The sequence below is a fragment of the Candidatus Avelusimicrobium sp. genome, assembly GCF_050873505.1.
Classification (GTDB): Bacteria; Elusimicrobiota; Elusimicrobia; order Elusimicrobiales; family Elusimicrobiaceae; genus Avelusimicrobium.
The window spans coordinates 18,140-42,915 of the sequence record NZ_JBNMIY010000005.1; the positions used below are offsets into that span (position 1 = coordinate 18,140).

General features: G+C 49.6%; 21 protein-coding genes and 1 tRNA gene. 15 read left to right on the forward strand and 7 right to left on the reverse strand.

The genetic code is table 11. The features are described 5' to 3' along the window. Positions 1-36: 36 nt before the first annotated feature. Entirely contained in the window at positions 37-342 is a 306-nt protein-coding gene (locus ACR0QV_RS03970) for a hypothetical protein (RefSeq protein WP_432634752.1), read from the forward strand. After that, positions 326-844, forward strand: a complete 519-nt coding sequence (locus ACR0QV_RS03975) for a hypothetical protein (protein ID WP_432634754.1) — start codon at positions 326-328, stop codon at positions 842-844. Before ACR0QV_RS03970 ends, ACR0QV_RS03975 begins: the two co-directional genes overlap by 17 nt. Positions 845-1,138: 294 nt before the next feature. Here the strand turns inward: ACR0QV_RS03975 and ACR0QV_RS03980 are convergent. Together ACR0QV_RS03980 and ACR0QV_RS03985 are read right to left on the reverse strand one after the other, a co-directional pair. Beyond that, positions 1,139-1,211, reverse strand: a tRNA-Thr gene (locus tag ACR0QV_RS03980). 66 nt (positions 1,212-1,277) lie between these two features. Beyond that, a complete protein-coding gene (locus ACR0QV_RS03985; RefSeq protein ID WP_432634756.1) occupies positions 1,278-3,524 on the reverse strand; it encodes an O-antigen ligase family protein in 2,247 nt (748 codons plus the stop codon). Positions 3,525-4,230: 706 nt separating this feature from the next. On the opposite strand from ACR0QV_RS03985, the gene ACR0QV_RS03990 reads away from it, so the two are divergent. Beyond that, positions 4,231-5,478, forward strand: a complete 1,248-nt coding sequence (locus ACR0QV_RS03990) for a hypothetical protein (RefSeq protein WP_432634758.1) — start codon at positions 4,231-4,233, stop codon at positions 5,476-5,478. 593 nt (positions 5,479-6,071) lie between these two features. On the opposite strand, the gene ACR0QV_RS03995 is transcribed toward ACR0QV_RS03990, so the two are convergent. The 3 genes from ACR0QV_RS03995 to uvrA all read right to left on the reverse strand — a co-directional run bounded on the left by ACR0QV_RS03995 (position 6,072) and on the right by uvrA (position 10,398). Beyond that, a complete protein-coding gene (locus ACR0QV_RS03995) occupies positions 6,072-6,908 on the reverse strand; it encodes an RDD family protein (protein ID WP_432634760.1) in 837 nt (278 codons plus the stop codon). A 71-nt stretch (positions 6,909-6,979) separates the two neighbouring features. Continuing rightward, positions 6,980-7,462: a Cys-tRNA(Pro) deacylase gene (gene ybaK / locus ACR0QV_RS04000; protein ID WP_432634762.1), complete on the reverse strand. Its 483-nt coding sequence runs from the start codon at positions 7,460-7,462 to the stop codon at positions 6,980-6,982. Next, positions 7,459-10,398: an excinuclease ABC subunit UvrA gene (gene uvrA, locus ACR0QV_RS04005; RefSeq protein WP_432634764.1), complete on the reverse strand. Its 2,940-nt coding sequence runs from the start codon at positions 10,396-10,398 to the stop codon at positions 7,459-7,461. Before uvrA ends, ybaK begins: the two co-directional genes overlap by 4 nt. Before the next feature lie 108 nt (positions 10,399-10,506). Here uvrA and ACR0QV_RS04010 point away from each other — a divergent pair, with 108 nt between their 5' ends. From ACR0QV_RS04010 to ACR0QV_RS04030, 5 genes are all read left to right on the forward strand, one after another. Next, a complete protein-coding gene (locus tag ACR0QV_RS04010; RefSeq protein WP_432634766.1) occupies positions 10,507-11,559 on the forward strand; it encodes a lysylphosphatidylglycerol synthase transmembrane domain-containing protein in 1,053 nt (350 codons plus the stop codon). Further along, positions 11,556-12,071, forward strand: coding sequence for a gamma carbonic anhydrase family protein (locus tag ACR0QV_RS04015; RefSeq protein ID WP_428053337.1), 516 nt, complete (start codon positions 11,556-11,558; stop codon positions 12,069-12,071). The genes ACR0QV_RS04010 and ACR0QV_RS04015 overlap by 4 nt, the downstream gene beginning before the upstream one ends. Before the next feature lies 1 nt (position 12,072). After that, positions 12,073-12,438 carry a response regulator transcription factor gene (locus tag ACR0QV_RS04020; protein ID WP_428053338.1) on the forward strand — a complete coding sequence of 122 codons (366 nt, stop codon included), beginning with the start codon at positions 12,073-12,075 and terminating at the stop codon, positions 12,436-12,438. Positions 12,439-12,534: 96 nt separating this feature from the next. Further along, positions 12,535-12,819 (forward strand): GIY-YIG nuclease family protein, encoded by a 285-nt coding sequence (locus ACR0QV_RS04025; protein WP_432634768.1) that lies wholly within the window; start codon positions 12,535-12,537, stop codon positions 12,817-12,819. Between the two features lie 71 nt (positions 12,820-12,890). Continuing rightward, entirely contained in the window at positions 12,891-13,976 is a 1,086-nt protein-coding gene (locus ACR0QV_RS04030; RefSeq protein WP_432634770.1) for a tetratricopeptide repeat protein, read from the forward strand. Between the two features lie 67 nt (positions 13,977-14,043). On the opposite strand, the gene ACR0QV_RS04035 is transcribed toward ACR0QV_RS04030, so the two are convergent. Then, complete coding sequence (locus ACR0QV_RS04035) at positions 14,044-14,460, reverse strand: FKBP-type peptidyl-prolyl cis-trans isomerase (RefSeq protein ID WP_428061509.1); 417 nt, start codon at positions 14,458-14,460, stop codon at positions 14,044-14,046. 822 nt (positions 14,461-15,282) lie between these two features. On the opposite strand from ACR0QV_RS04035, the gene ACR0QV_RS04040 reads away from it, so the two are divergent. Then, positions 15,283-15,936: a type IV pilin protein gene (locus ACR0QV_RS04040; RefSeq protein WP_432634772.1), complete on the forward strand. Its 654-nt coding sequence runs from the start codon at positions 15,283-15,285 to the stop codon at positions 15,934-15,936. A gap of 64 nt (positions 15,937-16,000) precedes the next feature. On the opposite strand, the gene ACR0QV_RS04045 is transcribed toward ACR0QV_RS04040, so the two are convergent. Then, positions 16,001-17,494 carry an alanine/glycine:cation symporter family protein gene (locus ACR0QV_RS04045; protein WP_432634774.1) on the reverse strand — a complete coding sequence of 498 codons (1,494 nt, stop codon included), beginning with the start codon at positions 17,492-17,494 and terminating at the stop codon, positions 16,001-16,003. Between the two features lie 161 nt (positions 17,495-17,655). Between ACR0QV_RS04045 and ACR0QV_RS04050 the strand changes: the two genes are divergently transcribed. From ACR0QV_RS04050 to ACR0QV_RS04075, 6 genes are all read left to right on the forward strand, one after another. Continuing rightward, on the forward strand, positions 17,656-18,117 hold the full coding sequence (locus ACR0QV_RS04050) for a hypothetical protein (RefSeq protein WP_432634776.1): 462 nt from the start codon (positions 17,656-17,658) through the stop codon (positions 18,115-18,117). Positions 18,118-18,120: 3 nt separating this feature from the next. Further along, the gene (gene nadA, locus ACR0QV_RS04055) at positions 18,121-19,164 is read left to right on the forward strand and encodes a quinolinate synthase NadA (RefSeq protein WP_432634778.1); all 1,044 of its coding nucleotides are present in this window, start codon (positions 18,121-18,123) and stop codon (positions 19,162-19,164) included. Then, a complete protein-coding gene (gene nadC, locus ACR0QV_RS04060; protein WP_432634780.1) occupies positions 19,161-19,994 on the forward strand; it encodes a carboxylating nicotinate-nucleotide diphosphorylase in 834 nt (277 codons plus the stop codon). Before nadA ends, nadC begins: the two co-directional genes overlap by 4 nt. 28 nt (positions 19,995-20,022) lie before the next feature. Further along, positions 20,023-21,228 (forward strand): PLP-dependent aminotransferase family protein, encoded by a 1,206-nt coding sequence (locus ACR0QV_RS04065; RefSeq protein WP_432634782.1) that lies wholly within the window; start codon positions 20,023-20,025, stop codon positions 21,226-21,228. Positions 21,229-21,336: 108 nt separating this feature from the next. Then, positions 21,337-22,296: a hypothetical protein gene (locus tag ACR0QV_RS04070; RefSeq protein ID WP_432634784.1), complete on the forward strand. Its 960-nt coding sequence runs from the start codon at positions 21,337-21,339 to the stop codon at positions 22,294-22,296. An 886-nt stretch (positions 22,297-23,182) separates the two neighbouring features. Further along, the gene (locus tag ACR0QV_RS04075) at positions 23,183-24,598 is read left to right on the forward strand and encodes a prepilin-type N-terminal cleavage/methylation domain-containing protein (protein WP_432634786.1); all 1,416 of its coding nucleotides are present in this window, start codon (positions 23,183-23,185) and stop codon (positions 24,596-24,598) included. Positions 24,599-24,776 lie beyond the last annotated feature (178 nt).

Genomic DNA, 24,776 nt, shown 5'->3' on the forward strand with positions numbered 1-24,776 from the left:
TCCGGCGAATTCGCCGGAATTAGAAAGGAGTGAAAAATGGAACTAGGAATGATTATCTGCCTGGCCGCGGTTGCGTGCGTGGGCTTAATTGAGTGGACGAAAAACTTTGTTGAAAAGTTTTTCAAGGTGCCGGGCTATGTATGGTCCTTGGCGGTATTTGCCGGGGCTATGCTTTGCGGGTTCATTGCCGTTTATGGCGCGGGCATTACGGCCAAAACGCCGCTTATGGCAGTGCTTATCGGGTTGGTAGTATTGGCCTTGGCCCAAATCGGCTATGACGGCATTAAACGCGCGATTATGAGCCGCGCGGAAAAAGCCCTGACCAATGAAAAAACTAACTAGACTGTTAGCCCTGCTGTTACTAGCAGGGCTACTATTCTCAAATTGGCACAAGGCGCGGCAACTGGATAAACTGGCCGCGCAGACAGCCATGTTGCCCGAAAACACCGCTGCCCAAGTGGTTGTAAAAGCCAACAAACTCACGGCCAAGGTGCGCCAGGCGGATGGTTCTGTCAAAGCCACCGTTCAATTTGTGCCGCCGGAGGGCACGGCGGAAATCGTCCGGCACACACAGGGAGCCGAAACAATACGCGTAAAACGCGCAGGCTTCACTTTTCGGCCCGCGGTGCAGGGGTTATTAGGGAACGAGGTAAAAGCCGGGCTAGGCGCGCGTTTGGCCTATTTTGACCGCTATGGAGCCGGAGTAGGCTTGGACCAAAATGCCGCGCCCTACGTGTTTGCAGACCGCCGCCTGGACGATTTAACTGGACTTTTGCGCAACACGACCGCCGGCGTATTTGTAGGCCAAGGCCGCGTAGGTGTGCTGATAGGGGTTTATTTATGAAATGCCCGGATGCGCAATTTGACCGATATTTTAGTGAGTGTATTTGCCGCAAGACCGGCAAGCCTTGCCGGATTATTTGCAAAAAATGTGGTTCTTAAAACTGGTGCTAGAGTGCGCAGAAGCCTTGCCTTTTGAGTTCCAAAAAGATGTCAGAACTCTGACAAAACTCTGACACGCACCCCGCTTTTTGTCGCGCCTGCCGCGCCTTTCGTAACATCGTTTTTACGACGATAAAACCATAAAAAATTGCTTTTTTAGACGTAAAAAAGCCCTCCGTCGGAGGGCTTAAAAAAGAGCCAAGACGGGGGATCGAACCCCGGACCTATCGCTTACGAAGCGATTGCTCTACCAGCTGAGCTATCTTGGCGTTACAAATTGTTTACTTTTAACATATATATTTTACAAAAAAACGGGAAATTTTGCACATACTCTCTTATTTCCCGACGGAAAAGTGCATTTTTTGCACTTGCGCTTCCAGCGCGTTCATCCGCGGGTTATGGCGGTTCTTTTCCAAAAATTCCTCTTCTGTTACGCCCTTGGGTCCACGCTTGTAAGCATCTATCCACGCTTGGGCCTGCACGGGGTTGCGCTCCATTAGGGCGATACTCGTCAAAAAGAGGTAGGTTTCCGCATTTACCGGGTCCAGCACCAGCGAACGGTTAAAGGCGCGCTTGGCCTGCTCCATATTATCCCGTGCATTTTGGCTGTACAGTTGAAATTCGTCCGCACTTTTGGCTTGCGCCGCGCCTTGCGAGGCCCGCAATGCCATTGCATAATACAACTGCCCCGTACTTTGATGCAATGCTGTATGGTTGGGCGCGTATTTCAGCACATACGCAAAATCTTGAAGCGCACGCGCATAATCGTTGGACGGTGCGTCCGTATCACCCCGGGAGGGGGAAAACTGCGTGGTCAAATCCAAGGTAGTGGCAAAGGTGTTGGCGCGGTATTGGTGGTATTCCGTCAAAAGCGGGTTTAGTTTTATGGCTCGCGTAAAATACGGCAGAGCCCCTTCGGCATTACCCATTTGCACCAAACGCACGCCTAAACTGTAATAATGGTTCGCCTGAAAAAGCCCATAGAACCACACCAGCCCCGGCACGGTGGCGGCCAGTAACAGGCCCGTTCGCGCCGCCCGGCTCGTCCACACACTGCGCAAATACACATAGCCCACGCCCAGCACGCAAAATACAAGTACGCCCCAAGCACAGCAAATCAAAAATCCGTCGCCCAGTTTGCGGGCGGACATTGCGCCGGAAATCTCTTTAAATTCGCCTAACACTTGCCACGCTCCGTAGGCCAAGGCCACTGCTAACACCAACTGGGCCACCCACAAAAGCCACGGTGCGGAGAAGCAGATTTTTTCGTCTGCGTTGTCTTCTTTCGGCGGGTTAGATAAGGCGATAATCACCCCGATAAACACCGCAAAAAAGAGTCCGCTGGAAGCAAAGCGCAAACTGATATCCACAAACGCGTGCGCCATTAGGCCCGCTAGTGCCGTCGCGTAGCCCAGCAGGTAAAAAATCCGCTCGCGCTCTTCGGTGGATAATTGGTTTACCGGGCGCAAGTTTTTCCACGCACAAATAAAAACAAAAATGAGCATCCACAAGAAAATTGCCAGCCCAACCGTTCCCGCCGTAGCCCATTGTTCCAAATATTCGTTTTCGGCGTGTTGGGTTTCGGTGTTGTGGGAGTTTTCTATATAAAAAATTTGCGGGCGTTTATAGGCCGGATAAATAATCTTAAAACTGCCCGGCCCGGTGCCCATAATGGGGGAATCTTGCACCATTTCAAAGGTGGAAAGCCACGTAAACGAGCGGAAACTGACCGATTGGAAACGCTTGGCCGTATAGACCCCGGCCAGCGCAAGCGCACAGAGGAGAACTCCCACCGCTATCAGGTTTAACTTTTTGATGTGTTTGGTGGGGAAAAGGCGGTTTGTAAATAAAAAAGTGCCCACCGCGGCGGCCACCCCGTACGCCAGCCACGCGCCCTTGCTCTCCGTGAAAAATAGTTCCACAAGCCCCAGCCCCAAAAGCACCAGCAGGGATTTTTTGCGCGTAGCCAAATATTGCGCCAGCGTTACGCACGAGGCAAATACCACAAACGCGCCAAAGAAGTTCGGGTTAGCGTGCGTGGAGAAGATTCGGCGCGTGAAAAAGCCCCGCCACGGCAGAAAATCCGCCCCCGGCAAAAATCCGTCCACTATTTGCAAGGCCCCGTAGGCGAACGAAATCCAAGCGGCGATAACAATAAATTTAGTAAGCGTGCGGATATCTTTTTGGGTAAATTCGGTAGCGATTAACAGGATTATCCCGCCGTACATCATCAGTCGGATAAATTCCTCGGCGCTTTCCAAATGAAAGGGACCGCATATAAAAGAAAGAATATTCCACCCAAGGTACGCAAAAATCGGGAGCAAAAACGGGAAATTTTGGCGAGTGAAAGGGCTCTTCCATTCGGACACTTTAAGCGCGGTCCATAAGCCTAGCAGAACGATTGCCCCCGTGTGGAGCAGGGTTAATTTTACTTGGGCGGTGTCGTACGTGCCGGTAAAAAAGGAAATACTGACGAGCAGGCTCATCCACCCGGCCACGACGGGCAGGCATTTGCGGATAAACGCCCCGAACGGACTGGTAGGGGCTTTTTTTATGGGAGTGGAAATCTTTTTTGCGGACATAATTTTATTATAGCAATTAAACCGCGCCGGGCCCTAGTCGGCCCGGTAGGGTTCTGGGATCTGTCGTTGCCGTGGTCGTTGTCGTCATACTGAACTTGTTTCAGTATCCAGCCGAGCCTTGACTCTCTTGCGCTGGATTCTGAAAACCCTGCGGGCCGCCAGTTTAGTATGACGGCAAAAAATGTTGTTATTTAAATGAGGGGTCATTCTGAACTTGTTTCAGAATCTACCTGTTGGGTTGTTTGTCTTTTATAAAAATAAAGGTCATACTGGAATGTTTTTGTCCAGTATCTATTGTTTTCCTTTTTTAATAACGACGGATCCTGGACTACAACTTTCCAGGATGACGGCAACGACTAGCGACACAATCGGTAGATCCTGAAAACTATTAATAGACCCCGTACAGAAACACTACGGGGTGCCGCCTAGCGGTATGGGCGGCAATTCAGGATGACCTCCAATTTTTATAACGCCTTTGTTTTATTTATTGATGCCGTTTCGTCGGTGGCGACATTATAAAAACAGTGTGGCGCCATTAATCAAAAGAGGGAAAAAGGTAAGCCGTCCGCAGGACTTATTTTAAAGGGGTTGTTTCGTTTTTTTTTTTGTTAAAATTTTGATAATTCGCAGTGGATATACCCGGATGTATCCGCTGTATAAAAATGCGTATAAAAGGCCGTTTGGGCCGTTTAAACGAGGACAAAAAATGAAAAAACTCACACTTCTCTCCGCCTGTATGCTGTTGTTTACAGCCGTCAATGCGGAACAAATGCAGTTTGTAACCACCTTATCCGCCCCGGTGGGCAACTTCGCCCATTTGGACGCGGCAGACTCCACGCACGTAACCAGTGCGCCGATACTTAACTTTTGTAATACCCGTTCCAATGTGGGGAATATTGTAATCAAAGGCGCCAATGCTTACTTAAAACAAGTAAACATCCAAAACGGAACTACGTTAGGCACCACGAATACACCAGAATACCGTTTGAGTGAAAAATTAACGGTTGAAGACGGCGGTACAGTAACGGCAGGGCGCATAATGGCAAATAACGTAACCTTTAAAGATACGAACTACCACAAAAGCCAAGTAACGAGCACTATTTACGGAAACGACATAGCGGTAATGGGTGGCAAGACGGACAATATGGAAATTTCCGGCACCGCCAAAATAAACAAAAGTGCGCAAAACTCGGCGAACCTTGGGGAAGAACTTTGGTGGGATAACCAATACGCAAGCGATTATGATTCTTCCGGCAATAAAAAGACCAACGGCAAAACCTATACCTCGTTTTTACTCAAAAGCAAAACGGCCGGGTGTAGCAATCCTTCCGGCGAAGCAAATTGCGTACATACTAGCGGTACTTGGGATAGTTCGTCTTGCGAGTGTACTTGTCCCAGCAATATGGTGCTTAGCAAAAACGGAGCCTGCTTGGGCACTTTTAAACCCGAGGTAATTGATATTGGTGTGTTAGTGAATTGTCATTATTGTCCGGGCGATTTTGATAAAAGACTGCCCTGTGGTTCTGCCGGAGCAGATCCAACACACTGTTATATGGGGGGAGATTTTAATCCCCAACAAGGGTGTTGTACAGCCTGTACAGGTATAGGTATAAATTCTTTTGAGTTTTATAAAGGGGGGTATTTAGCCCTATCTCCTAAAACCGATTCGGCGGCCGCCCGGTATTTGTGGTGGACAAATGGAACTTTGATAGGGGGTAAAATGTATCGGTATTCTGGGGGGTCTATGCCTGATTGTTATGGTTCTGATTATCAATCAATTTGTGATAAAAATTGCACCCCTGGCTCTGGTTCCTGCTCCTATAAATGTTTGATTTCTATGTCTCATAATGGATGTTCTAACGGAACTTATAATTATTCTGGCGGAACCTGTGGAAAATCTTGTAACAATGCTTCCGGTACAGGCCAAGTGCTTACTTGTGTAGCCAATAAGTAAAAGTTAGGCATAACTTTCAAAACCCCCGGTTTAGTCCGGGGGTTTTTATGTTAAAAAATTCTTATTGGTGCGGAGCGTTCGGGAAAGACGGGTATTCCACTTTTGTTGTCATCCCCGATGGTTTCTGTCGGGGATCTGTCGTTTCGGAAGAGAACAACCACGGCAAAAACAGATTCCCGACTACGGCACTCGGGAATGACAAAGGGAAAAAGGGCCTCTTATTAAAAAAGTGGTCATCCTGAACTTGTTTCAGGATCTACCGCACAGGTTGTTTGTTGTGTAGTTATTTAAAAAGTCATACGGGAAGGTTTGCCGACGCGGAGCGTTCGGGAATCCGTTGTTTTCCTCTTTTTAATAACAACGGATCCTGGACTACAACTTTCCAGGATGACGACAACGACGAACGACCCAAGTGGTAGGTCCTGAAACGAGTTCAGGACGACGCCCTTGTTTTATTTATTGTTGCCGTTGCGTTGGTTGCAACATTACAAAAACAGTGTTGCTTCGTTAATCAAAAGGGCGCGGACAAGTGGCCGCCCTCAGGGTGCGGCGCGCAGCGTGCCGTCATCCCCGAGGGGCTACCCGCCGTCTTTTTATTTTTTCAGCGTAGAGCAAATTTCTTGCCCTTGGGGCGTGCGCGGGGTGCAGGTTAATGGCCCGCCGCCAAAGGGATAGTAAAGCGTGTATAAAATGTCCATTGCCCCCGTGCGGGCGTTGGCCTTTATGCCGCCGGGTTCCAATACCAAATCAAACCCGCGGCAGGAAAGTTTCTGCGGACCGATTTTTAAACACTCACCCGGCAACACCTGCCACTCGCGCGGGTCCACCCCAGGGCGGGAAGCGGCGGCCAACTGGGCGCGGGCGGCTTCGTCCGTCTCCGCCAGCACGCGCGTAAGTTGCACATACCGCTCGGTATGCTGGTACTGCGGCAGTGCCACGCACCACAAAAGTAAAAGTACAAACACGATTGCGAGCGCCACCGATACGAGCGTTATCCAAGTGAGAGAAGCGTCTTCGTCCTCTTCTTCCTCTATGGCGTCGGGGTCAAACTCGGCGGATTTTAAAATTACGGCGCTGTGGCTGATACGGTCGTGCAGGGTGCGTTTCTTTTTATCCCACGCGGCCACAAAGAAGCCGAAATAAAAGGTTACGTTGGTTACCAGTTTGGAGACAATACGCTCCGTGGCTTGCCAAAAGGAAAGGCGGCGGCCCCGGCGGTCCACTACTTTTATGCCCATTAATATTTTGCCGACGCTGGCTTGCAGGGGGGAACTTTCTAGGAGCGCATAATACAGCCAAATAATGACCAGTAACACCAGCGAAACGGTGGCGTAACTCTTCATCATCTGCCACAACGCCCAATACAACACGGCAAAGACAAGCGCGTCAATTAAAAAGGCAAAGAAGCGTTTTCCTATTCCGGCGTACATAAGACACCTCCTAGAAAGCGTATATATATAGTATAAGGGGTTTAACGCTATTTAACAAGGCAAAAATTGCATTATAAGCACAAAGGCACGGCTTGCGCGTGGGCGGCCTTTAAAAGGTCGTTGGGGTTGATTTTAATTTGCAAACCGCGCAGCCCCGCGCTGACGTATATAAAATCCCACAAAATGCAATCTTCGTGAATAAAAGTAGGAAAGGGTTTCTTCATCCCCAAGGGGGAGCACCCGCCGCGCATATAGCCCGTAACGGGGACTAACTCCTTTACGTGCAGCATTTCGCATGATTTATTGCCGCTTACGCGTGCGGCGGCCTTCATATCCAACTCCGCCCCGCCGGGTATTACGCACACAAAGAAGCCCGTTTTGTCGCCGCGCAAAACCAAGGTTTTATACACTTGGTCAATATTTTGCCCCAAGGTCTGCGCGACGTGCAGGGCGCTTAAATTTTCCTCATCCACCTCGTACGGAATAAGTTCGTAGGGGATGTTTAATTCGTCCAAGTGGCGGGCGGCGTTTGTTTTGTGGATTTTATTCTTCATTTTTTGCTCCCCTTGGCTTTTTTAGCCGGGGCCTTTTTGGCAGATGTTTTGGGCCCGTGCAATTTTTGCTCGGGGTGTTCTGCTAAAAATTTATCCACCGCTTCCAATTCCGGCTTTAAATATCGTCCGGTGTAAGATTCCTTACACGCGGCCACTTGGCGGGGCGTGCCCTCGCAGACAATCGTGCCGCCTTTGTCGCCGCCTTCGGGGCCGAGGTCAATCAGCCAATCGGCGGTTTTGATAACGTCCAAGTTGTGCTCAATAATAAGCACGGTGTTGCCCTTGTCAGCCAAGCCGTGAAGTACGTGGAGGAGTTTATCAATATCCGCAAAGTGCAGGCCGGTGGTGGGTTCGTCCAAAATGTAGAGCGTTTTGCCGGTCCCCTTGCGGGAAAGTTCGTCCGCCAGTTTTACGCGCTGCGCTTCGCCGCCGGAAAGCGTGGTGGCGGCTTGGCCCAGTTTTATGTAGCCGAGGCCCACGTCGTTTAGCGTTTTTAAATAGCGTTTGATTTTGGGGATAGCGTCAAAAAATTCCAACGCCTGCGATACGCTCATATCCAGCACTTCGGCAATGTTTTTGCCCTTGAATTTTACCTGTAACGTATCCTCGTTAAAGCGTTGGCCGTTGCACTCCTCGCACTTTACATAAATATCGGGCAGGAACTGCATTTGGATTTTTAAAATACCGTCGCCTTGGCACTTTTCGCACCGCCCGCCCTTTACGTTAAAGGAGAAGCGGCCCGGCTTGTAGCCGCGGCGTTTGGCTTCGGGCATTTCGGCAAATAAATCGCGTATGTGCGAAAACACACCCGTATAGGTGGCGGGGTTGCTGCGCGGGGTTTTGCCGATAGGGCTTTGGTCCACGATGATGACTTTATCAATGTTTTCCAACCCTTTAATGGCCTTGTGTTTGCCCGGAGCGTCCTTGGCGCCGTAGAACTTTTGGGCAAGTGCTTTGTACAAAATTTGGTGGATGAGCGTGGACTTGCCCGAGCCGGACACGCCCGTTACGCAGATAAATTTGCCCAGCGGAAACTTAACGTCAATATTTTTGAGGTTAAATTGCTGTGCGCCTAAAATTTCCAAATATTTGCCGTTTCCCTTGCGCAGTTCCTCGCGCGGGAGAATCATCCGCCGCCCGTTTAAATAAGAGGCGGTCAGCGACTTTTCATCACGCAAAAAGTCCGCCGTCGGCTCTGCGGCCACGATGTTGCCGCCGTATTCGCCCGCCGCGGGGCCCAGTTCTACCACATAATCGGCGGCTAAAATGGTGTCCTTATCGTGTTCCACGATGATAAGGGTGTTGTCTAAATCGCGCAGGTTTTTAAGCGTTTCAATCAGGCGGTCGTTGTCGCGTGAGTGCAAGCCGATGGTGGGCTCGTCCAACACATACAAAACACCCGTTAAGCCGGAGCCGATTTGCGTAGCCAGGTGGATACGCTGTGCTTCGCCGCCCGACAGGGTTTGGCTCTTGCGCTCCAAGGTTAAATAAGAAAGGCCCACGCTGTTTAAAAAGTCCAAACGCGCGCGGATTTCCTTTAATACATCCTTGGCGATGATTTTTTCCTTGTCCGTTAGTTCAAGGTGTTCAAAAAATTCCTTGGCGGCGGAAACCTGCATCGCTGTAATATCGTTAATATTTTTACCGTTAATACGCACGGCCAAGGCTTCGGGCTTTAAGCGTTTTCCGCCGCAGGTGGGGCAGGTAACCTCGCGCATAAAGCGGTTATACACTTCCTCTTTTACAAAGTCGCTTTCGCTTTCTTGGTAGCGGCGTTTTAAGTTGGTAATTACGCCTTCAAAATCTTGCTCGCCGCCCGAAATGACGGACGTATAACTGGCTCCGCCCGTGCCGTACAAGAGCAGGTCGCGCTGTTCTTTGGGCAAATCCTTCCACGGCGTGTGCAGGCTGATGTGGTTTTGGTGGCAAACTTGGCGCAAAATATCATAATAATACCCGCTCCAAGAATTTTTCCAGCGGTGGGTGCGCGTGGTAACAGGGTTATCCCAAGCGGCAATCGCGCCCTCGTTAATGGAAAGCGTATCGTCCGGCACCACCAGGTCCTCGGCTACTTCTATTTTAAGGCCCAAGCCGTTGCAGTCCGGGCACGCGCCGTAGGGGGAGTTGAACGAGAAAAGGCGCGGTTCCAACTCGCTAAACCCGATACCGCAATGCGCGCAGGCGTTGTTTTCGCTATAAGTAAATTCGCGCGGTTTGTCGCCCTCGGCTTCCACAATGTGCACGAGGCCTTGCGCGTATTTTAGGGCGGCTTCCAAACTTTCCACCAACCGCTCGCGGTCAAATTCCTCTACAAAAATTTCGTCCGTTACCAGTTCAATGGTATGCTTTTTGTAGCGTTCCAAGGTAGGCGTATGGTCCAGCGTGATGACGGTGCCGTCCACGCGGGCTTTTACATAGCCCTCTTTTTTAAACTTGGCAAACAGTTCCTCATACGTTCCCGCACGCCCGCGGACCACGGGGGATAAAATAAAAACGGTTTTTTCGTTAAACTTTTTTAAAATATCCTGCGCAATGCCCTGTACGCTCCAAGATTCCACCTCGCGGCCGCAATGCGGGCAAAAGCGGTGCCCCACGCGGGCGAATAAAAGGCGTAAATAGTCGTAAATTTCCGTAACCGTGGCAACGGTAGAGCGCGGGTTTTTGGACGGGTTGCGCTGTTCAATGGAAATAGCCGGGGAAAGGCCCTCAATATGCTCTACGTCCGGTTTTTCCATTAATTCCAAAAATTGCCGGGCGTAAGCGGACATACTTTCCACATAGCGGCGTTGCCCTTCGGCATAAATGGTATCAAACGCCAAGGAACTTTTGCCCGAGCCGGACAGCCCGGTTACTACGACCATTTTGTCCTTGGGCATTTCTACGGTAACATTTTTTAAATTGTGGCCTTTTGCGCCAATTACTTTAATGCTCTTCATAACTTTAAAAACCCCCGGGCGGCGCGTGCTTTTTATAAGCGCGCAAAACGCCCTTTTTGCTTAAATAAATTATATAATTTATATATCTTTCATACCCGGAGCGCGCGCGTGAAAAAACCGCTTAAATATTTGCTCTATACCTTGGGCATCCTTTTATCCGTCGGCCTGATTGCCTTTATGATTTATCAGGCTAAGGACAGTTTTGTAAAAATTTGGCAGGGCGTAAAAACCAAATACCTCTTTTTATCTTTATTGTCTTCTGTGCTTATCTATGTGGCAATGGGGATGAGCCTGTACGAAGTGTTGCGTATTATGGGGCGGAAAATCTCCAAAAGCGCGGCAATGGGCATTGCGCTCGTTTCCACCACGGTAAACTATATTGTTTCCTCGTTGGGCGTAAGCGGGTTTGCCTTGCGCGCCCACCTGTTAAACCGCCGCCGCGTGCCGTTTGGCACCTGCGTTACGGCCAGCATTGTCATTACGGTGCTTTTGTATTTTGTATTGGCGATTATCATTTTGCAGGGCTCGGTGCTGATGCTTTTTAACTCGTCGGCCACCACAATGCAACTGCTCAAAAACTTTTCGCTTATTATCGTAATGTGCGCGGTATGCGTGGTGATTACGGCGTTTTTATTTAATAACGAACTGCGCTCCAAATGGTTAAGAAAGTGCTTCCGTATGATGAATAAGGTGCTTTACCACGTGTTCCGCGCCTTAATCCCCAAAGGGAAATACGACGATTTTATGGACCAGTTGGACGAGGGTATTGACCTTATCCACCGCAAAAAGAATAAACTCACTATGACGATTGTTTACGTCTGCGCCGATTGGCTGTTTACCATTTTGGTCTTGTATTTTGCCTTCCGCGCGGTGGGCATACACATTACGGCGGGCGTATTGGTCGCCGGGTTTGCCGTCGGTATGGTTACGACACTAATCCCCATTTTGCCGGGTGGTTTGGGCGCAATGGAACTGGCGATGACGGCGGTCTATTCCCAAATGGGTATAGACTGGGATTCCGCCCTTATGGCCTCGCTTATTTACCGCGTGGTGTATTATATTTTGCCGGGCATTGTGAGCATTTTTATTTATTGGGGGCTGCAACTTTCGTCCCCGTCCTCTCCGCGCAAAAATAAAAATTCCAAAGGAGCCCTGCTATGAAAGAACGCATTAACGAACAAGTCCCCAGCGTGCGCCCCAGTTGCTATGTGCACAAAACAGCGGTGTTAATTGGCGATGTTACCATAGGGGAAAATGTATCCATTTGGCCCTGCGCCGTGTTGCGCGGGGATATTGCTTCCATTACGGTGGGGGATAATTCCAATATTCAGGAAAATGCCTGCGTACACGTCAATTACGGTGCGCCCTGCATTATCGGACGCGGCGTAAGCGTGGGCCACGGGGCGATTGTGCACGGCAGTAAAATCGGCGATAACTGCCTAATCGGTATGAACGCCGTGGTAATGGAGAGCGAAATCGGCCCCAACTGCATTATTGGGGCAGGGGCGGTGGTTCCGGCGGGAAAAAATATCCCGGCGGGGTCGCTGGTGATGGGCGTTCCGGCCAAGATCGTGCGCAAACTGGAAGAAGACGAAGTGAACGGTGTTATTAAAAACGCCCGCGAATACGCCGAGGCTATCCGCCTGTACAAAGACCATTGCGAAGAACTGTAATATGAAGAAAGTGGTGCTGATTGAAGATTCCAAGGTCCTGGGCAACGCGCTTTGCGGCGCCTTAAAGGTGGACGGCATTGAGGTCCACTGGGCCGAAAACGGCGTGGCCGGCGTGCAACTGGCCAAGCAGATAAAGCCCGATTTGGTACTATTGGATTTAATGCTTCCTAAATTAAGCGGGTTTGACGTGTGCAAATTGTTAAAGACCGACAATGCCACTTGGCGGATCCCGGTGGTGATAATGTCCACCTTGTCCGACCCCGAATCGCGCGACCGCGCCACGGAAGCGGGGGCTGATTATTTTATTCCCAAGCCCTACGATTTGGCCGCCACCTTAGCCGAAATTAAAAAATTGTTACAGATGTAAAAAGTCGGCTAGAACTGGCTGTTCTTCGTGTGCCGTCACCCTGAACTTGTTTCAGGGTCTAGCGTAAGAAAAGTTTAGTAGCCCAAGCGGAAACGTATGAACGCTTTTGTTTATATCTTAGCCAATAAAAAATATGGTACTTTGTATATCGGTGTTACTTCTGACTTGGCTAAAAGAATTTATGAGCATAAAACAAAGGTGGTTCCGGGCTTCACACAAAAATATGGAGCGGTACGGTTGGTTTATTATGAAGTAAGTGATAATATACTTGCCGCTATTGAAAGGGAAAAGCAGTTAAAACGCTGGCATCGGGATTGGAAACTTAATTTAATTGAAAGTTTTAATCCGAATTGGGACGATTTATTTAGTAGTATATTTTAGTATCGCTGGACCCTGAAACAAGTTCAGGGTGACAAATGATAAAAGTTTCAGCCGTTAAATTAGGAGAGTATATGGCTCAACCCAAAAAGAAACAAACCGCAAAGTTGGATTTAGACGCTTTGGAAAATTTGCTTGACGAAGGCCGTCCGTCGGAAACGCTGGCCGTGTTGGCCGAAGCCAAAAAGAAGGACGCCGCCGCTTGGTTTTTAACGGGCGAGGCACAGCGCCAACTGGGCTCCTTTGAGGACGCTCTAAAAAGTTACGCCAACTGCTTAAAGGTGGCCGACGAAGCCGAACGCCGTATGGATGCGCTCTTGGCGATGGCGGCTTGCTACCGCACCTTGGGACACTCCGCCGCCGCGTATGAACTGGCTGAGGATGCTTTGAAAATGGCGCAAGAATTGGAATACGACGAATTTGTCGTCCGCGCAATGCAGGAAATGGGTATGGCCTTGCGTGCGTGGGGCCGTCTGGAAGAAGCGCTTGATTTGCTGGATGCCGTCTTGTCCGCCTATACGCAGTTAAAGGACTACGCCGGGATGAGTTTTATCCATTGGGCCAAGGGGGGAATCTTCCGCTTGCAAGGCCACTTTGAAGAGGGCGTAGCGCAGTTCAAAAAGGCTATTTCGCTTGCCAAAAAAGCGGGCGATGATATTTCCGTAGCCTATGGGCATTGCGGTTTGGCCGGGATTAGCCGCATTTGCGGAAAAATTGACGAGTGCGTGAAAAACTACAAACTGGCGGAAAAAATCTTCCGCAAGAGCGAGGACGTTTTCGGCAAGGCCTATACCAACTGCGGTATGGCCAACGGCTTGCGCCAACAGGGCAAGTACGACGAAGCCCTGCGCCATTACAATGTGGCCGATAAACTGTATTCGTCTATCCACGATACGGTGGATTTGGGCTTTGTAAAGTGGGGCCGCGCGGATATTTTAAAACGCAAAAACAAAATGGCCGCCGCCTTAAAGGATTTGGAAGAAGCACGCGTTTTGTTTGACAATTCTGACGAAAAACGCGGGCAGATTTTAACCAAACTTTCCTTGGCGCAGGTATTGTACGCCTTGGGCCGCACAGACGAAGCCGAAGAACTCTACGAGGCGGGCGTGTCGCAGGCGCGTGCCGAAGGGTTGCACACATATTTGGAAAGTTACACCTGATTTACAACGAAGCCGATAAAAAACCCCGGGTTATAAAGAACCCGGGGTTTTTGCAAATAAGGGGAAATTAGTTGATTTCTTTAATTTCCACGTCAAAGGTAAGTTCTTTGCCGGCCAACGGGTGGTTAAAGTCCAGCACCACTTCTTTATCGGTAATTTCCTTCACTACCGCGCGGAAGGTGTGCCCTTCGTTGCTGGCGCCCACCATATCGCCTACTTTTAAGTGTTCGGCGCCACCGATGGCTTCTTTCGGCACGCGGCGGATGGCTTCTTCCAAAACCTTGCCGTAGCCTTTTTCCGGAGCGACTTTTACCGTCTTTTTGTCGCCCACTTTCATCCCGGTCAGTTCTTCTTCCAAGCCCGGAATAATGTGCCCTGCCCCGTGGGTGTATTCCAGCGGGCCGCGTCCGGCGGAGGTGTCGGCTACTTTGCCGTCAACCGTAAGGGTGTAGTCAAATTTGACTTTGGAACCTTCTTTAATCATTTGTGTCTCCTTTTGGCGCCGGGTGTCCCGGGCAAATATAATATATTGTAACAGTTTTTTAGCCCGCGCGGGAAAAACGCGGCGCGGCAAAGTGAATCTGGTAAAACAAAAGCCCCCGCCCGGGTGCGGGCGGGGTTACCAATATATTGGTTGGGGGGAAGTAATGCGGACCGTCCCCCACGGGTCCCCTTACGGCGGCTTTGCCTGCAATGCACCGTTAGAAAAGGTTTACCACTTTTAGTATGGCTTATTATCCGCCCTTTCACAAGCGCAAAAAGGGGTTAGATAGGCAAAAAGTTTCCAATTTTTATAATGGCCTTGCGGCATCGCTTTTTGTCGTCATTCCCGAGTGTTGTAGTCGGGAATCTGTCGTTATTTAAAAAAAGGCAACGGCAACAACGGATCCCCGACTAAATTCCTCGGGGATGACGACTGTATGAAAAAAAGAGGTCATTCTGAACTTGTTTCAGAATCTACCTTATGGGTTGTTAAAAACAGCAGAAACAACCAACTACCCAATCAGTAGATCCTGAAATAAATTCAGGATGACTTTTATTTTATAACAGCCTTACTTTTTTATTGTTGCCGTTTCGTTGCTTGCGGCATTACAAAAAGAGTGTTGCCAAATAAATCAAACGAGCGCGGAAAGTTTGCCGCCTGCAAGGCGCTTTTCCGTCGTTCTTTTTAAAGGGGTTGTTTCGTTTTTTTTTTTTGTTAAAATTTTGATAAATTGCGGTGGTCGTACCCGGATGTATCCGCCGTATAAAAACGCGTATAAAAGGCCGTTTTGCTCAAATATAAAGGCCTTGACAAGGAGAAAAAATGAAAGGATTTAGTGATGTTAGCCGTGTGGCCACTTGCGCTGGTGGCGTCATTCTGGAAAGTTGTAGTCCAGAATCTGTTGTTGCGAAACGGCGAGATTCCGTACAGAAACCTTACGGAATGACGTCTGTTTGGGGAGGCCGCACGGCACACAGTGGCTTTACACTAATAGAATTATTAGTCGTCGTTCTCATTATTGGCATTTTGGCGGCGGTGGCGGTGCCACAGTATCAGTTGGCGGTGATGAAGAGCAGGTTAGCGGCAATAATGCCTTTGCTACGTTCTATTAGTGATGCGGAAGATTCATTTTATTTGGCCAATGGCTATTATACCCATATTAAAAATTTGGATATAGCACTGCCGCAGGATTATATACATCAATATGCAGATAGAGATTTCTTTTGGGCAGATGGAACATATGTTACGCAGTGTGGAAAGGGATGTGGTGGAGAAAAGGGGCCTACCGTAATCGGCGGGCTGTATTCTTCCGTAGGAAATACAGGGTGGCCCAAGGTGGCGATTACGTTTTACGGACAGTATTCTGCCGAATATCAAAATAAGAGAGTATGTTTGGCTAATAATCCTTTGGGCGCAAAAGTATGTAAAAGTTTAGGCGGAGAAGCCATATCTAGCAACCGCTGGCTGCTCCCTTAATCTGGTAAGAAATAAATAACTATCCCCTGATTATATCGGGGGATAGTTATTTAGTAACGGGTGATTAGTTGGCCTTGGGTTGTTTGCCCACGATGTTTTTAATGTTCTTGCGCGTGGTTTTAATAATCACTTTGCGGAAGCACCATAACGCCCAAATGTTGGGCACGGTCATCATCGTCATCGTGAAGATTACAAGCGCCCACATAAAGCGCGTGGAACCGTTGGCTTCGGCAGTGCGCAAGAGCGAGTCTGAAATCGTCCAATCCAGCGAAAAACTGGTGCCAATCCAGCCGCCCACAAAGGTTAAAATAATAAACAGCACTCGCACGGGTTTTATGAGCACATTGGAGCCCTTGCACAAAAATTGCAAAGCCTTTTCCACATAATAGCCCCAGCCGATAATGGTGGTGAACGAAAATACCACCAGCGAGAAAATCAAAATCGGCGTACCGATATACGGCACGGTTTTAAACGCGCTGTTGCACAGGTTGGCCGCATATACGTTGGGGTTCTGCCAGTCGCCCGCCAGTACAATGACCATACCCGTCAGCGAGCAAATAAAAATTGCCCAAAATACGGAAGTGGCCGAAATAATCGCCATTTGTGTAGCGCTGCGGGTTTTGGCCGCGGCGGCCGCAATAGAGGCGCTTCCCAGCCCGGCTTCGGTAGCCAGTACGGCGCGGGTAACGCCTGCGCTTAACGCGGGCACCATTGCCTGCACAATCGCCATAATCCCCACGCCAGCGGCTCCGCCCAAGGCGGCCTTGCCCGTGAAGGCGCTTTTAATCACCATTACCACGGCCGCGGGAATTTCGGTAAAGTGCATACAAAGCACGATAACGGCAAGCAGTAAATAAAGCCCGCCCATAATCGGCACCAGCCACTCGGAATACGCGGCAATACGCTTTACCCCGCCGATAATCACTACGCCCGTGGCTATCGCCACAAAGAGCCCCACATACCACGGATTTAAATTGTACCCTTCGCGCAAGGCGTCAGCAATAGAGTTGGATTGCAATGCGCTTCCGGCGGTTAAGGCCATTAACACCGTACCCACGGCAAAAATAATACCGAGCCATTTGAACTTTAAAATGCGGGAAAGGTAATACATCGGCCCGCCCACGTATTCGCCGTCCGGCAGGCGCACGCGGTACTTGTAGGCTACCATACACTCGCTGTATTTAATGGCAAAGTTGAAAAATCCGGCTATTACCATCCAAAATAAGGCGCCCGGTCCGCCTTCGGATACGGCGGTGGTTACACCGATAATGCTCCCCGTACCCACGGTGGCGCCAATCATTACGGCAAGGGAGCCAAAACTGCTGACCATCCCTTCGGATTCCACTTTTTTTACCGACAGTTTCATCGCCGGCCAAGTGTATTTTTGTAGAAAGTGCAAGCGGATAGTAAAGTAAATACCTAAAAAAAGCAGGATAATAATCATCGGCGGACCCCATACCAAGGTATTGAATCCGTTCATTACGTCGTACATATGTTGCAAGGTCGGCGCCGAGGCAAACGCGCACACCGCCGTCCATAATTGTTGCAGGCTTTCCATCGTGTTTTTTTCTTCCTCCCAAACGGTACAACCTTTTTATTATACTAAAATATAAGGGGAAACCTGTAAAAAATTCTATGGGAAAATCTTTCCAAATCCGCGCAATATGATATATAATTTAGTAACGCGCGGGTTTTCCCGCATTAATAAGGAGACGGGTTATGAAGAAACTTTTACTCGCGGCCTTTATCGCCGCTTTCGGCGCCGCCGCTTGCTCTTCCGGCAACGCCAACACCAAAACTGCGGATTCCCGCAATAAAGCATCCGCCAAAGATGCTAAATACCAAATTATTGACCAAGAATTTGATAACCTTTTGGCGCCGGAGGCCGATTACGACACCTTGCCCGCCTACGAATTGCAGGCTTGCGGGGATTCCTATTTGCCGCCTGCCGAACAAACGGTAAGAGGGGCCAAAAAGCCCGCCGCCAAAGTGGTCAAGAAAGCGGCCAAAAAGACGACTGCCAAAAGCACCTCTAAATCCACAACGACCAATAAAAAGGTCATCAACAATACCAATATTTACTATTTAGACGGTTCCGCGCCGAATACGTCCACCTCGTCCACCAGCACGACGACTACCACCTACACGAGCGACGAAATTGCGCCGGATACCCTGCAATAATTTATGCTTACGCCGTTAGATAAAGAAGCACAACTTACACAAGAAGCCCATAGATTATATGGGCTTCTTAAATCTGTATCTAAAACTAAGGCCGCCAAGTGGACGTTTGAGGACTGCCTGGCCGCCGCGCCGTATGTACTGGCGATTAACCGCTTTAAAAAAGAGCAGAACGCCGTTATTCTCGCCCACTCCTACACCACGCCCGATTTGGTTTACGGCGTGGCCGATTTTAGGGGGGACTCGTATGAATTGGCGTTAAAGGCGCGCTCCTCTACCGCCGATATCATTGTTTTTGCGGGGGTGTGGTTTATGGCGGAAACGGCCAAAATCATTAACCCGGGCAAAAAGGTGGTTATCCCGGCGGGCCGTGCGGGGTGCACGCTGGCCGATTCTATGACGGGGGAAGATGTAAAAAAACTGCGCGAAAAACACCCCGGCGTACCGGCCCTGTGCTATATCAACAGTTCAGCGGACGTAAAAGCCGTGTGTGATTCGTGTGTAACGTCGGGCAATGTGTTTGATATTGCGCAGAAAATCCCCGGCAATGAACTTATTTTTGTGCCCGATATGTTAATGGCGCAAAATATTGACGCCGAACTCAAACGCCGCGGCACGCCCAAAAAGATTATTTCTTCCGGCGGGTCCTGCTGCGTGCACGACAAATACCGCCCGGAAATTGTAGATAAACTGCGCGCTGAACATCCCGGTATAAAAGTGTTGGCGCACCCGGAGTGCCCCATTGAAGTTTGCCAAAAGTGCGATTACGTGGGAAGCACCAAGGGGATGGCCGCGTATGTGGCCGCGTCGCCGGATAAGACGTTTGGGATGCTTACGGAGTTTGGCCTTGTCAACCGTTTGGAAGCCGAACACCCGGACAAAACCTTCATCTGGCCCTACGGTGTTTGCAGTTATATGAAGAAGAACAGTTTGATTAATACCCTGGAAGCCCTGATTGACCCTCGCCCCGACCAAGTGGTTACGGTGGACGAAAACATAGCGGCCCAGGCCAAAAAAGCCATTGAAAAAATGTTTGAACTTGCCAAATGATACTAGATAAAATTATTGAACTTGCCTTACTGGAAGATTTAAGTTTGGGGGATATCACCTCGGACACTATTTTTACGCCCGAAAACCGGGCCAAGGCCGCTATCCGCGCCAAGGAAGACTTAGTGCTGTGCGGTATGGACGTAGCCAAAACCGTGTTCCACGCGGTGGACCCGGAGGTCGTTTTTACGCCGCTTAAAAAGGACGGCGACGACGTGAAGAAGGGCGAAATCGTGCTGGAACTGACGGGGCGCACCTTGTCTATTTTAAAGGCCGAACGGACCGCGCTTAACTTTATGCAGCGGATGAGCGGGATTGCCACCGCCTCGCGCGAGTATGCGGCCATCGGCAAAAAATACGGCGTAATGATTGTAGATACGCGTAAAACCCAGCCCGGCTTGCGGCGCTTGGATAAATACGCGGTACGCATTGGCGGCGCGCGCAACCACCGCATTAGCCTGGCCGACAGCGTGATGATTAAGGATAACCACATTGCGGCGGCGGGCTCCATTACGGCGGCCGTCAAAAAGATTAAGGACGTTATCGGCCACACGCCCAAGGTAGAGGTGGAAACCACGAACTTGGACGAGGTAAAGGAAGCCTTAAACGCCGGGGCGGATATCATTATGCTGGATAATATGACGCCTGAGCAAATTGCCGTGTGCAAAAAAGAAATTGCCGGACGCGCGATTATTGAGGTTTCCGGCGGCGTGAATAAAACCAATTTAGAGGCCTACTGCGCAGTTCGCCCAGATGTAATTTCTATGGGGGCGCTTACGCACTCGGTTCCGGCGAAAGATTTGAGCCTAAAAATTGTACAATATATTAGTTAAGCGATTATTATAAGATTGGGAGTAGCAGATGAATTACAATAAGTTGTTTTCCCAAGTGGTAAGCCGCTCCAAGGCTTCTGCCATTAGAGAACTTTTGAAAGTGATTGCCCGCCCGGATATTATTTCGTTCGCGGGGGGGTTACCGGCCCCGGAATTGTTCCCCACGCACGAAATTGCCAACATTATGCAAGATGTATTGACAAAGACCCCCAAACAGGCGTTGCAGTACGGCACGACCGAAGGGCAAATGGAACTGCGCACGGAACTGGTAAAACTCTTAAAAGAGACCGAAAATATTGACGTAACCACCGACCAAATGATGGTGGTGTCTGCCTCCCAGCAGGCGTTGGATATGACGGCGCGCCTGTTCGTAAACCCCGGCGACAGCATTATTACCGCTTGCCCCACCTATTTGGGCGCGTTGCAGGCGTTCCACGTGGCGGGTGCGGACATTACGGGCGCGGAAAGCGACGCATACGGCATTTTGCCCGAAGATTTGGAAGCCAAACTGGCCGCGTTAAAGGCCCAGGGCAAACAGTGCAAATTTATTTACTTGGTGCCCGATTTCCAAAACCCCACGGGTACGACTATTCCCGAAGACCGCCGCATACAAATTTTGGAAATCGCCCAAAAATATAACACCTTTATTTTGGAAGACTCCCCGTACCGCCAGGTACGCTTTGAAGGTACTTCCCCGCGTACCTTTTACGCGTTGGATAACGGACGCGGCAACGTGATTACGATGTTCACGTTCTCCAAGGTGTTTGTGCCGGGCTTCCGCCTAGGCTATATCATCGGGCCGGAAGACGTCATCCGTAAATATGTTATTTTAAAACAGGCGATGGACTTGTGCACCTCGCCTATTTTGCAGTTGGCTACGGGCGAATACCTGCGCAGCGGGATGCTGATGCAGCACGTCAAAGAAATCATTGCGGCCTACCGCGAAAAACGCGACTTGATGTTGGAAACCTTGGCAAAATATATGCCGAAAAATGTTTCTTGGACGCGCCCCGAGGGTGGCCTCTTCCTGTGGCTTACCTTGCCCAAACATATGAACGCCACGGACCTGCTTCCTAAGGCTATTGAAAATAAAGTAGCCTATGTGGCGGGGGTGGATTTCTATCCGCAGGCCAATGTGTTTAACGATATGCGCTTAAACTTTTCTTACCCTACTAAGGAACAAATGGTAGAAGGTTTAAAGCGCCTCGCGCAAACCATTAAAGACAATCTGTAACCAACGGGGGAACCTTACCGGGTTCCCTCTTTTTTAGGTCCTTTGCCCTATATAAAAATGGGTCCAAGGGCCCTGTTATTTTGTGTGTGAGTTTTGCAAAATATAGGTATGGGTAAAAAATTATTTATTTTATTTTTAGCAGGGTTGTTCGTTCCTACGGCGGCTTTTGCGCAAAAAAATCCGCTTAAATCCTTTAAAGGCGTGAGGAAGATTTTGGCCCGCACGCCCAGGGTTACTGTTCCGGCGGAGGATGCGGCTTTACAGCATTTAGTGGAGGGTACGCCCGAGCACCAAATTTTAGCGCGTTTTTCTTCCCTTTTGCCTAAGCGCGAAGCCTTGGCCCCGCTTTTAAAGGACGCTAGAATCAACTCGGAAGAGATTTCCAATGTCCTTACGCGGGAAGTATCCAGAGCCCTTTATAAAATGCAGGACCAAAACACCAATAGATTAAGCCCGTGTATGTTGGTGCTTTCCCAGCGTATCCGCTCGGGGATGAAACTCAGCCATACTTATTTGCTCGCGTTGGAATACGAACTGCGTATTGCGCAAAACCAAGCGGAACAGGAATTTCGTAAACGCTACCAATATTCCGCGGGGATGAAGCCCACGGACGATAACCCCAACTTCCGCGCGCTGTTGGGCGAAGCCACGGCCCAGCGGCTAAACGACCACTTTTTGCCCCTTTTGCCGTCTGCGGACAGAGTCCGTTTTTTAACGATTTTAATGCAAGGCGTATTTTCGCCTACGGTTAATATGCACGAGTTTTATACGGCGCTTTTGGCCCGCGAGGTCCGCACCGGCCTGCGCGATATGGGTGGTGCTATCGGCACGGACGAAGTGAAATATTACGGACAGATTAAAGAAACGCTTTTGTACTGTGCCCGCGTATCGGCCGAGGAAGCGGCTTACAACAGTTTGCAGTCTCCTCGCCAAGTGCGGGAACTGTTTGTGGGTAAGTTGGAGGATATGGCTCCCCGGTTGGCGGATAAGCCGGAGGTTCGTGCGGTGTGGGATAAGTTTGTAGCGTATTACAAACACCGCTTTGACCCGCATACCCCGCAAAAATAAACTGTTATATTGGATAATTTCTCACCCCGGCGGATTTTTCCCCCGGGGTTTTTGTTGCTTGGTGTTATGTCGTTATCCCCGTGGAATTGGCGGCCCGCAGGGTTTTCAGAATCTGCCTTATGGGTTGTTGGTTGTTTATAAAAATAAAGGTCATACTGGAAGGTTTCTGTCCAGTATCTACTCCTTATTTTATAACAACGGATCCTGGACTACGGCTTTCCAGGATGACGGCAACGACGAACACCACAAGCGGTAGATCCTGAAACCTATTAATGGACCCCGTACAGAAACCTTACGGGGTGCCGCCTAGCGGTAAGGGCGACAATTCAGGATGACTGCCCATAAATAACGGCTTTGTCTTGTTGTGTTGTTATGCCGTCATCCCGGAGTGTTTTTATCCGGGATCTGTCGTTTCGTAAGGTAACAACAACAGCAAAAACAGATTCCCGACTACAACCTTCGGGAATGACGACTTTACGAAAAAAAGTGGTCATCCTGAACTGGTTTCAGGATCTACCGATTGAGTTGTTGGGCGTTTTTGCCGTTGTTTTTCCCGTTCGTTTGCGTCATTGCAAAATAGTGTGGCAAACAAAATAAAAAACGGGTCAAGCCAATTTCCAAATGGCGCAATATTATCCCAAAAGTTCATAAAATAACGGAAAATCGTATCCAAGTTGGCAACCTTGCACAGAGGCTTGACTCCGTTTTTTTTTTTTGGTAAATTTTTGCTAGCGGCAAGTTTATGAGGGGGGACGTATGCGGCAGTTGAAAGCCGTTAAAAAGGGTGTTTTTGCTCGTTCTTTCTGTCCCTCCTCTAACAAGACAGAAAGCCACGGGGCGTACGAATAATAGTCCGTACGTCCCCCAATTTTAAGGTGAGGGAAAAATGAACAATAACCGAAGGAAGAAAGCGTTTACGCTTACGGAACTTTTGGTAGTGGTCATCGTGATAGGTGTATTGTCTGCGGTGGTATTACCAAAATTCAGTAAAGTGGTAGAAACGCGCAAAACGACGGAAGCCGAAGAAATGATGGCGGCCGTCAGAACAGAACAAGAAAAACGCTGTGCCTTGGATAAAGCCTATACCATGGACGCAGCCACGGTCAATTTGGCCTCGTTAAATACGAAAAACTTTAACTATACGTTAAAGAACACGGGTATAGAAGCGGCGAGCAAGGGTAAATACGGCTACACGTTAAAAATGCCGTCTTACCGGGACGGCCGTTTATGCTGTGATAACGCGGAACAATGCGCGAAACTGAATAAAAATTATCCTTTGTGCTCGGAATTAACGGCGAAAGCGGACTATACGAGCGGCGCGGAGTGCGCGTCCGGGGATGACGGCCCGAAAGTTATCCCTTGTTCGGGTTCTTCTACGCAAGCCTGCGGGTGCAACAACGGCGGGACGCAAACGAGAACCTGCGATACGACTACTGGCACTTGGAGTGCTTGGAGCGTCTGCTCTATCTCGGACGCCTGCGAGTGCACCGAACCGCAAGAGGTGACCAGCCAAATTTGTAACACCTGCGGTACGCAAACCCGCACGGCAACCTGCAACACGTCCACCGGTAAATGGAATTACAGTTCTTGGGGCACTTGCAGTAAAACGCAACGCGAGTGTGACTGCCAAAATCCGCCCGCCGGAGAAGCCTCTTCGCGCGACTGCCCAGAGGGCTCTACGGGTACGCAAACGAGAACTTGGAACGCCACGGCTTGCGCTTGGAGCGCTTGGTCTGACACCTGCACGGCTTCCTGCGAAGACAGTTACAGCGAGCCAACGAAGACATCGGATTCCGAAGGTGATACTTGTGATGGCAATGCAACCAGTAAATTTTCTTGCTCGGATATGCCTTCCTTTAAGGGCACCTGTACTGATGTTTTTACCGCCCAAATTCTTATCGGTGGAGGAAGCAGTTCTGGTGGTACGACAATTTTACCGCCGACTACAATCACGGGTGAAGTTGGCACGATTACGTTGCCGACTACTTCCAGCACAGGTACTATAAAGGGCTGGGGTAGTAGCCTTAAAGGGGCCAAAATGGCAAACGGCTTGCCGGCTCCTACTTTCTATTATGCTGTTACCATAGGCCCAAACGGTCCTGATTTATCCACGCCAATGGAGCCGATTGATAACGGACCGTGCCCGGATAATGCACACGGAAATTGCTGCTGCGGTACGGACGCGTGCCACGCAAAATGGCCGGGACTTAAATTGTGTCCGGGTTATACACCTTCCACTCCTGATATTGGAAACATAAAAACTTATACTTACAAACGCGAAGTAACCTGCTGTGGCCAGTAAAAATAACTCTACACATAGGGGCGCTCTAAACGGGCGCCCTTTTTGTTGTCCCGGGGAGTGCCGTATTGTTTGGCGTTCACTCGGGGGCCCGCAGGGTTTTCAGAATCTACTGTTTGGTGGGGTGCTGTGGCCGTCATCCTGGAAAGTTGTAGTCCAGGATCTGTTGTTATTAAAATAA

Coding starts and splice junctions, on each gene's coding strand:
- ACR0QV_RS03970 (WP_432634752.1), top strand. CDS start 37: ATGGAACTAGGAATGATTATCTGCCTGGCCGCGGTTGCGTGCGTGGGC.
- ACR0QV_RS03975 (WP_432634754.1), top strand. CDS start 326: ATGAAAAAACTAACTAGACTGTTAGCCCTGCTGTTACTAGCAGGGCTA.
- ACR0QV_RS03985 (WP_432634756.1), bottom strand. CDS start 3,524: ATGTCCGCAAAAAAGATTTCCACTCCCATAAAAAAAGCCCCTACCAGT.
- ACR0QV_RS03990 (WP_432634758.1), top strand. CDS start 4,231: ATGAAAAAACTCACACTTCTCTCCGCCTGTATGCTGTTGTTTACAGCC.
- ACR0QV_RS03995 (WP_432634760.1), bottom strand. CDS start 6,908: ATGTACGCCGGAATAGGAAAACGCTTCTTTGCCTTTTTAATTGACGCG.
- ybaK (WP_432634762.1), bottom strand. CDS start 7,462: ATGAAGAATAAAATCCACAAAACAAACGCCGCCCGCCACTTGGACGAA.
- uvrA (WP_432634764.1), bottom strand. CDS start 10,398: ATGAAGAGCATTAAAGTAATTGGCGCAAAAGGCCACAATTTAAAAAAT.
- ACR0QV_RS04015 (WP_428053337.1), top strand. CDS start 11,556: ATGAAAGAACGCATTAACGAACAAGTCCCCAGCGTGCGCCCCAGTTGC.
- ACR0QV_RS04020 (WP_428053338.1), top strand. CDS start 12,073: ATGAAGAAAGTGGTGCTGATTGAAGATTCCAAGGTCCTGGGCAACGCG.
- ACR0QV_RS04025 (WP_432634768.1), top strand. CDS start 12,535: ATGAACGCTTTTGTTTATATCTTAGCCAATAAAAAATATGGTACTTTG.
- ACR0QV_RS04030 (WP_432634770.1), top strand. CDS start 12,891: ATGGCTCAACCCAAAAAGAAACAAACCGCAAAGTTGGATTTAGACGCT.
- ACR0QV_RS04035 (WP_428061509.1), bottom strand. CDS start 14,460: ATGATTAAAGAAGGTTCCAAAGTCAAATTTGACTACACCCTTACGGTT.
- ACR0QV_RS04040 (WP_432634772.1), top strand. CDS start 15,283: ATGAAAGGATTTAGTGATGTTAGCCGTGTGGCCACTTGCGCTGGTGGC.
- ACR0QV_RS04045 (WP_432634774.1), bottom strand. CDS start 17,494: ATGGAAAGCCTGCAACAATTATGGACGGCGGTGTGCGCGTTTGCCTCG.
- ACR0QV_RS04050 (WP_432634776.1), top strand. CDS start 17,656: ATGAAGAAACTTTTACTCGCGGCCTTTATCGCCGCTTTCGGCGCCGCC.
- nadA (WP_432634778.1), top strand. CDS start 18,121: ATGCTTACGCCGTTAGATAAAGAAGCACAACTTACACAAGAAGCCCAT.
- nadC (WP_432634780.1), top strand. CDS start 19,161: ATGATACTAGATAAAATTATTGAACTTGCCTTACTGGAAGATTTAAGT.
- ACR0QV_RS04065 (WP_432634782.1), top strand. CDS start 20,023: ATGAATTACAATAAGTTGTTTTCCCAAGTGGTAAGCCGCTCCAAGGCT.
- ACR0QV_RS04070 (WP_432634784.1), top strand. CDS start 21,337: ATGGGTAAAAAATTATTTATTTTATTTTTAGCAGGGTTGTTCGTTCCT.
- ACR0QV_RS04075 (WP_432634786.1), top strand. CDS start 23,183: ATGAACAATAACCGAAGGAAGAAAGCGTTTACGCTTACGGAACTTTTG.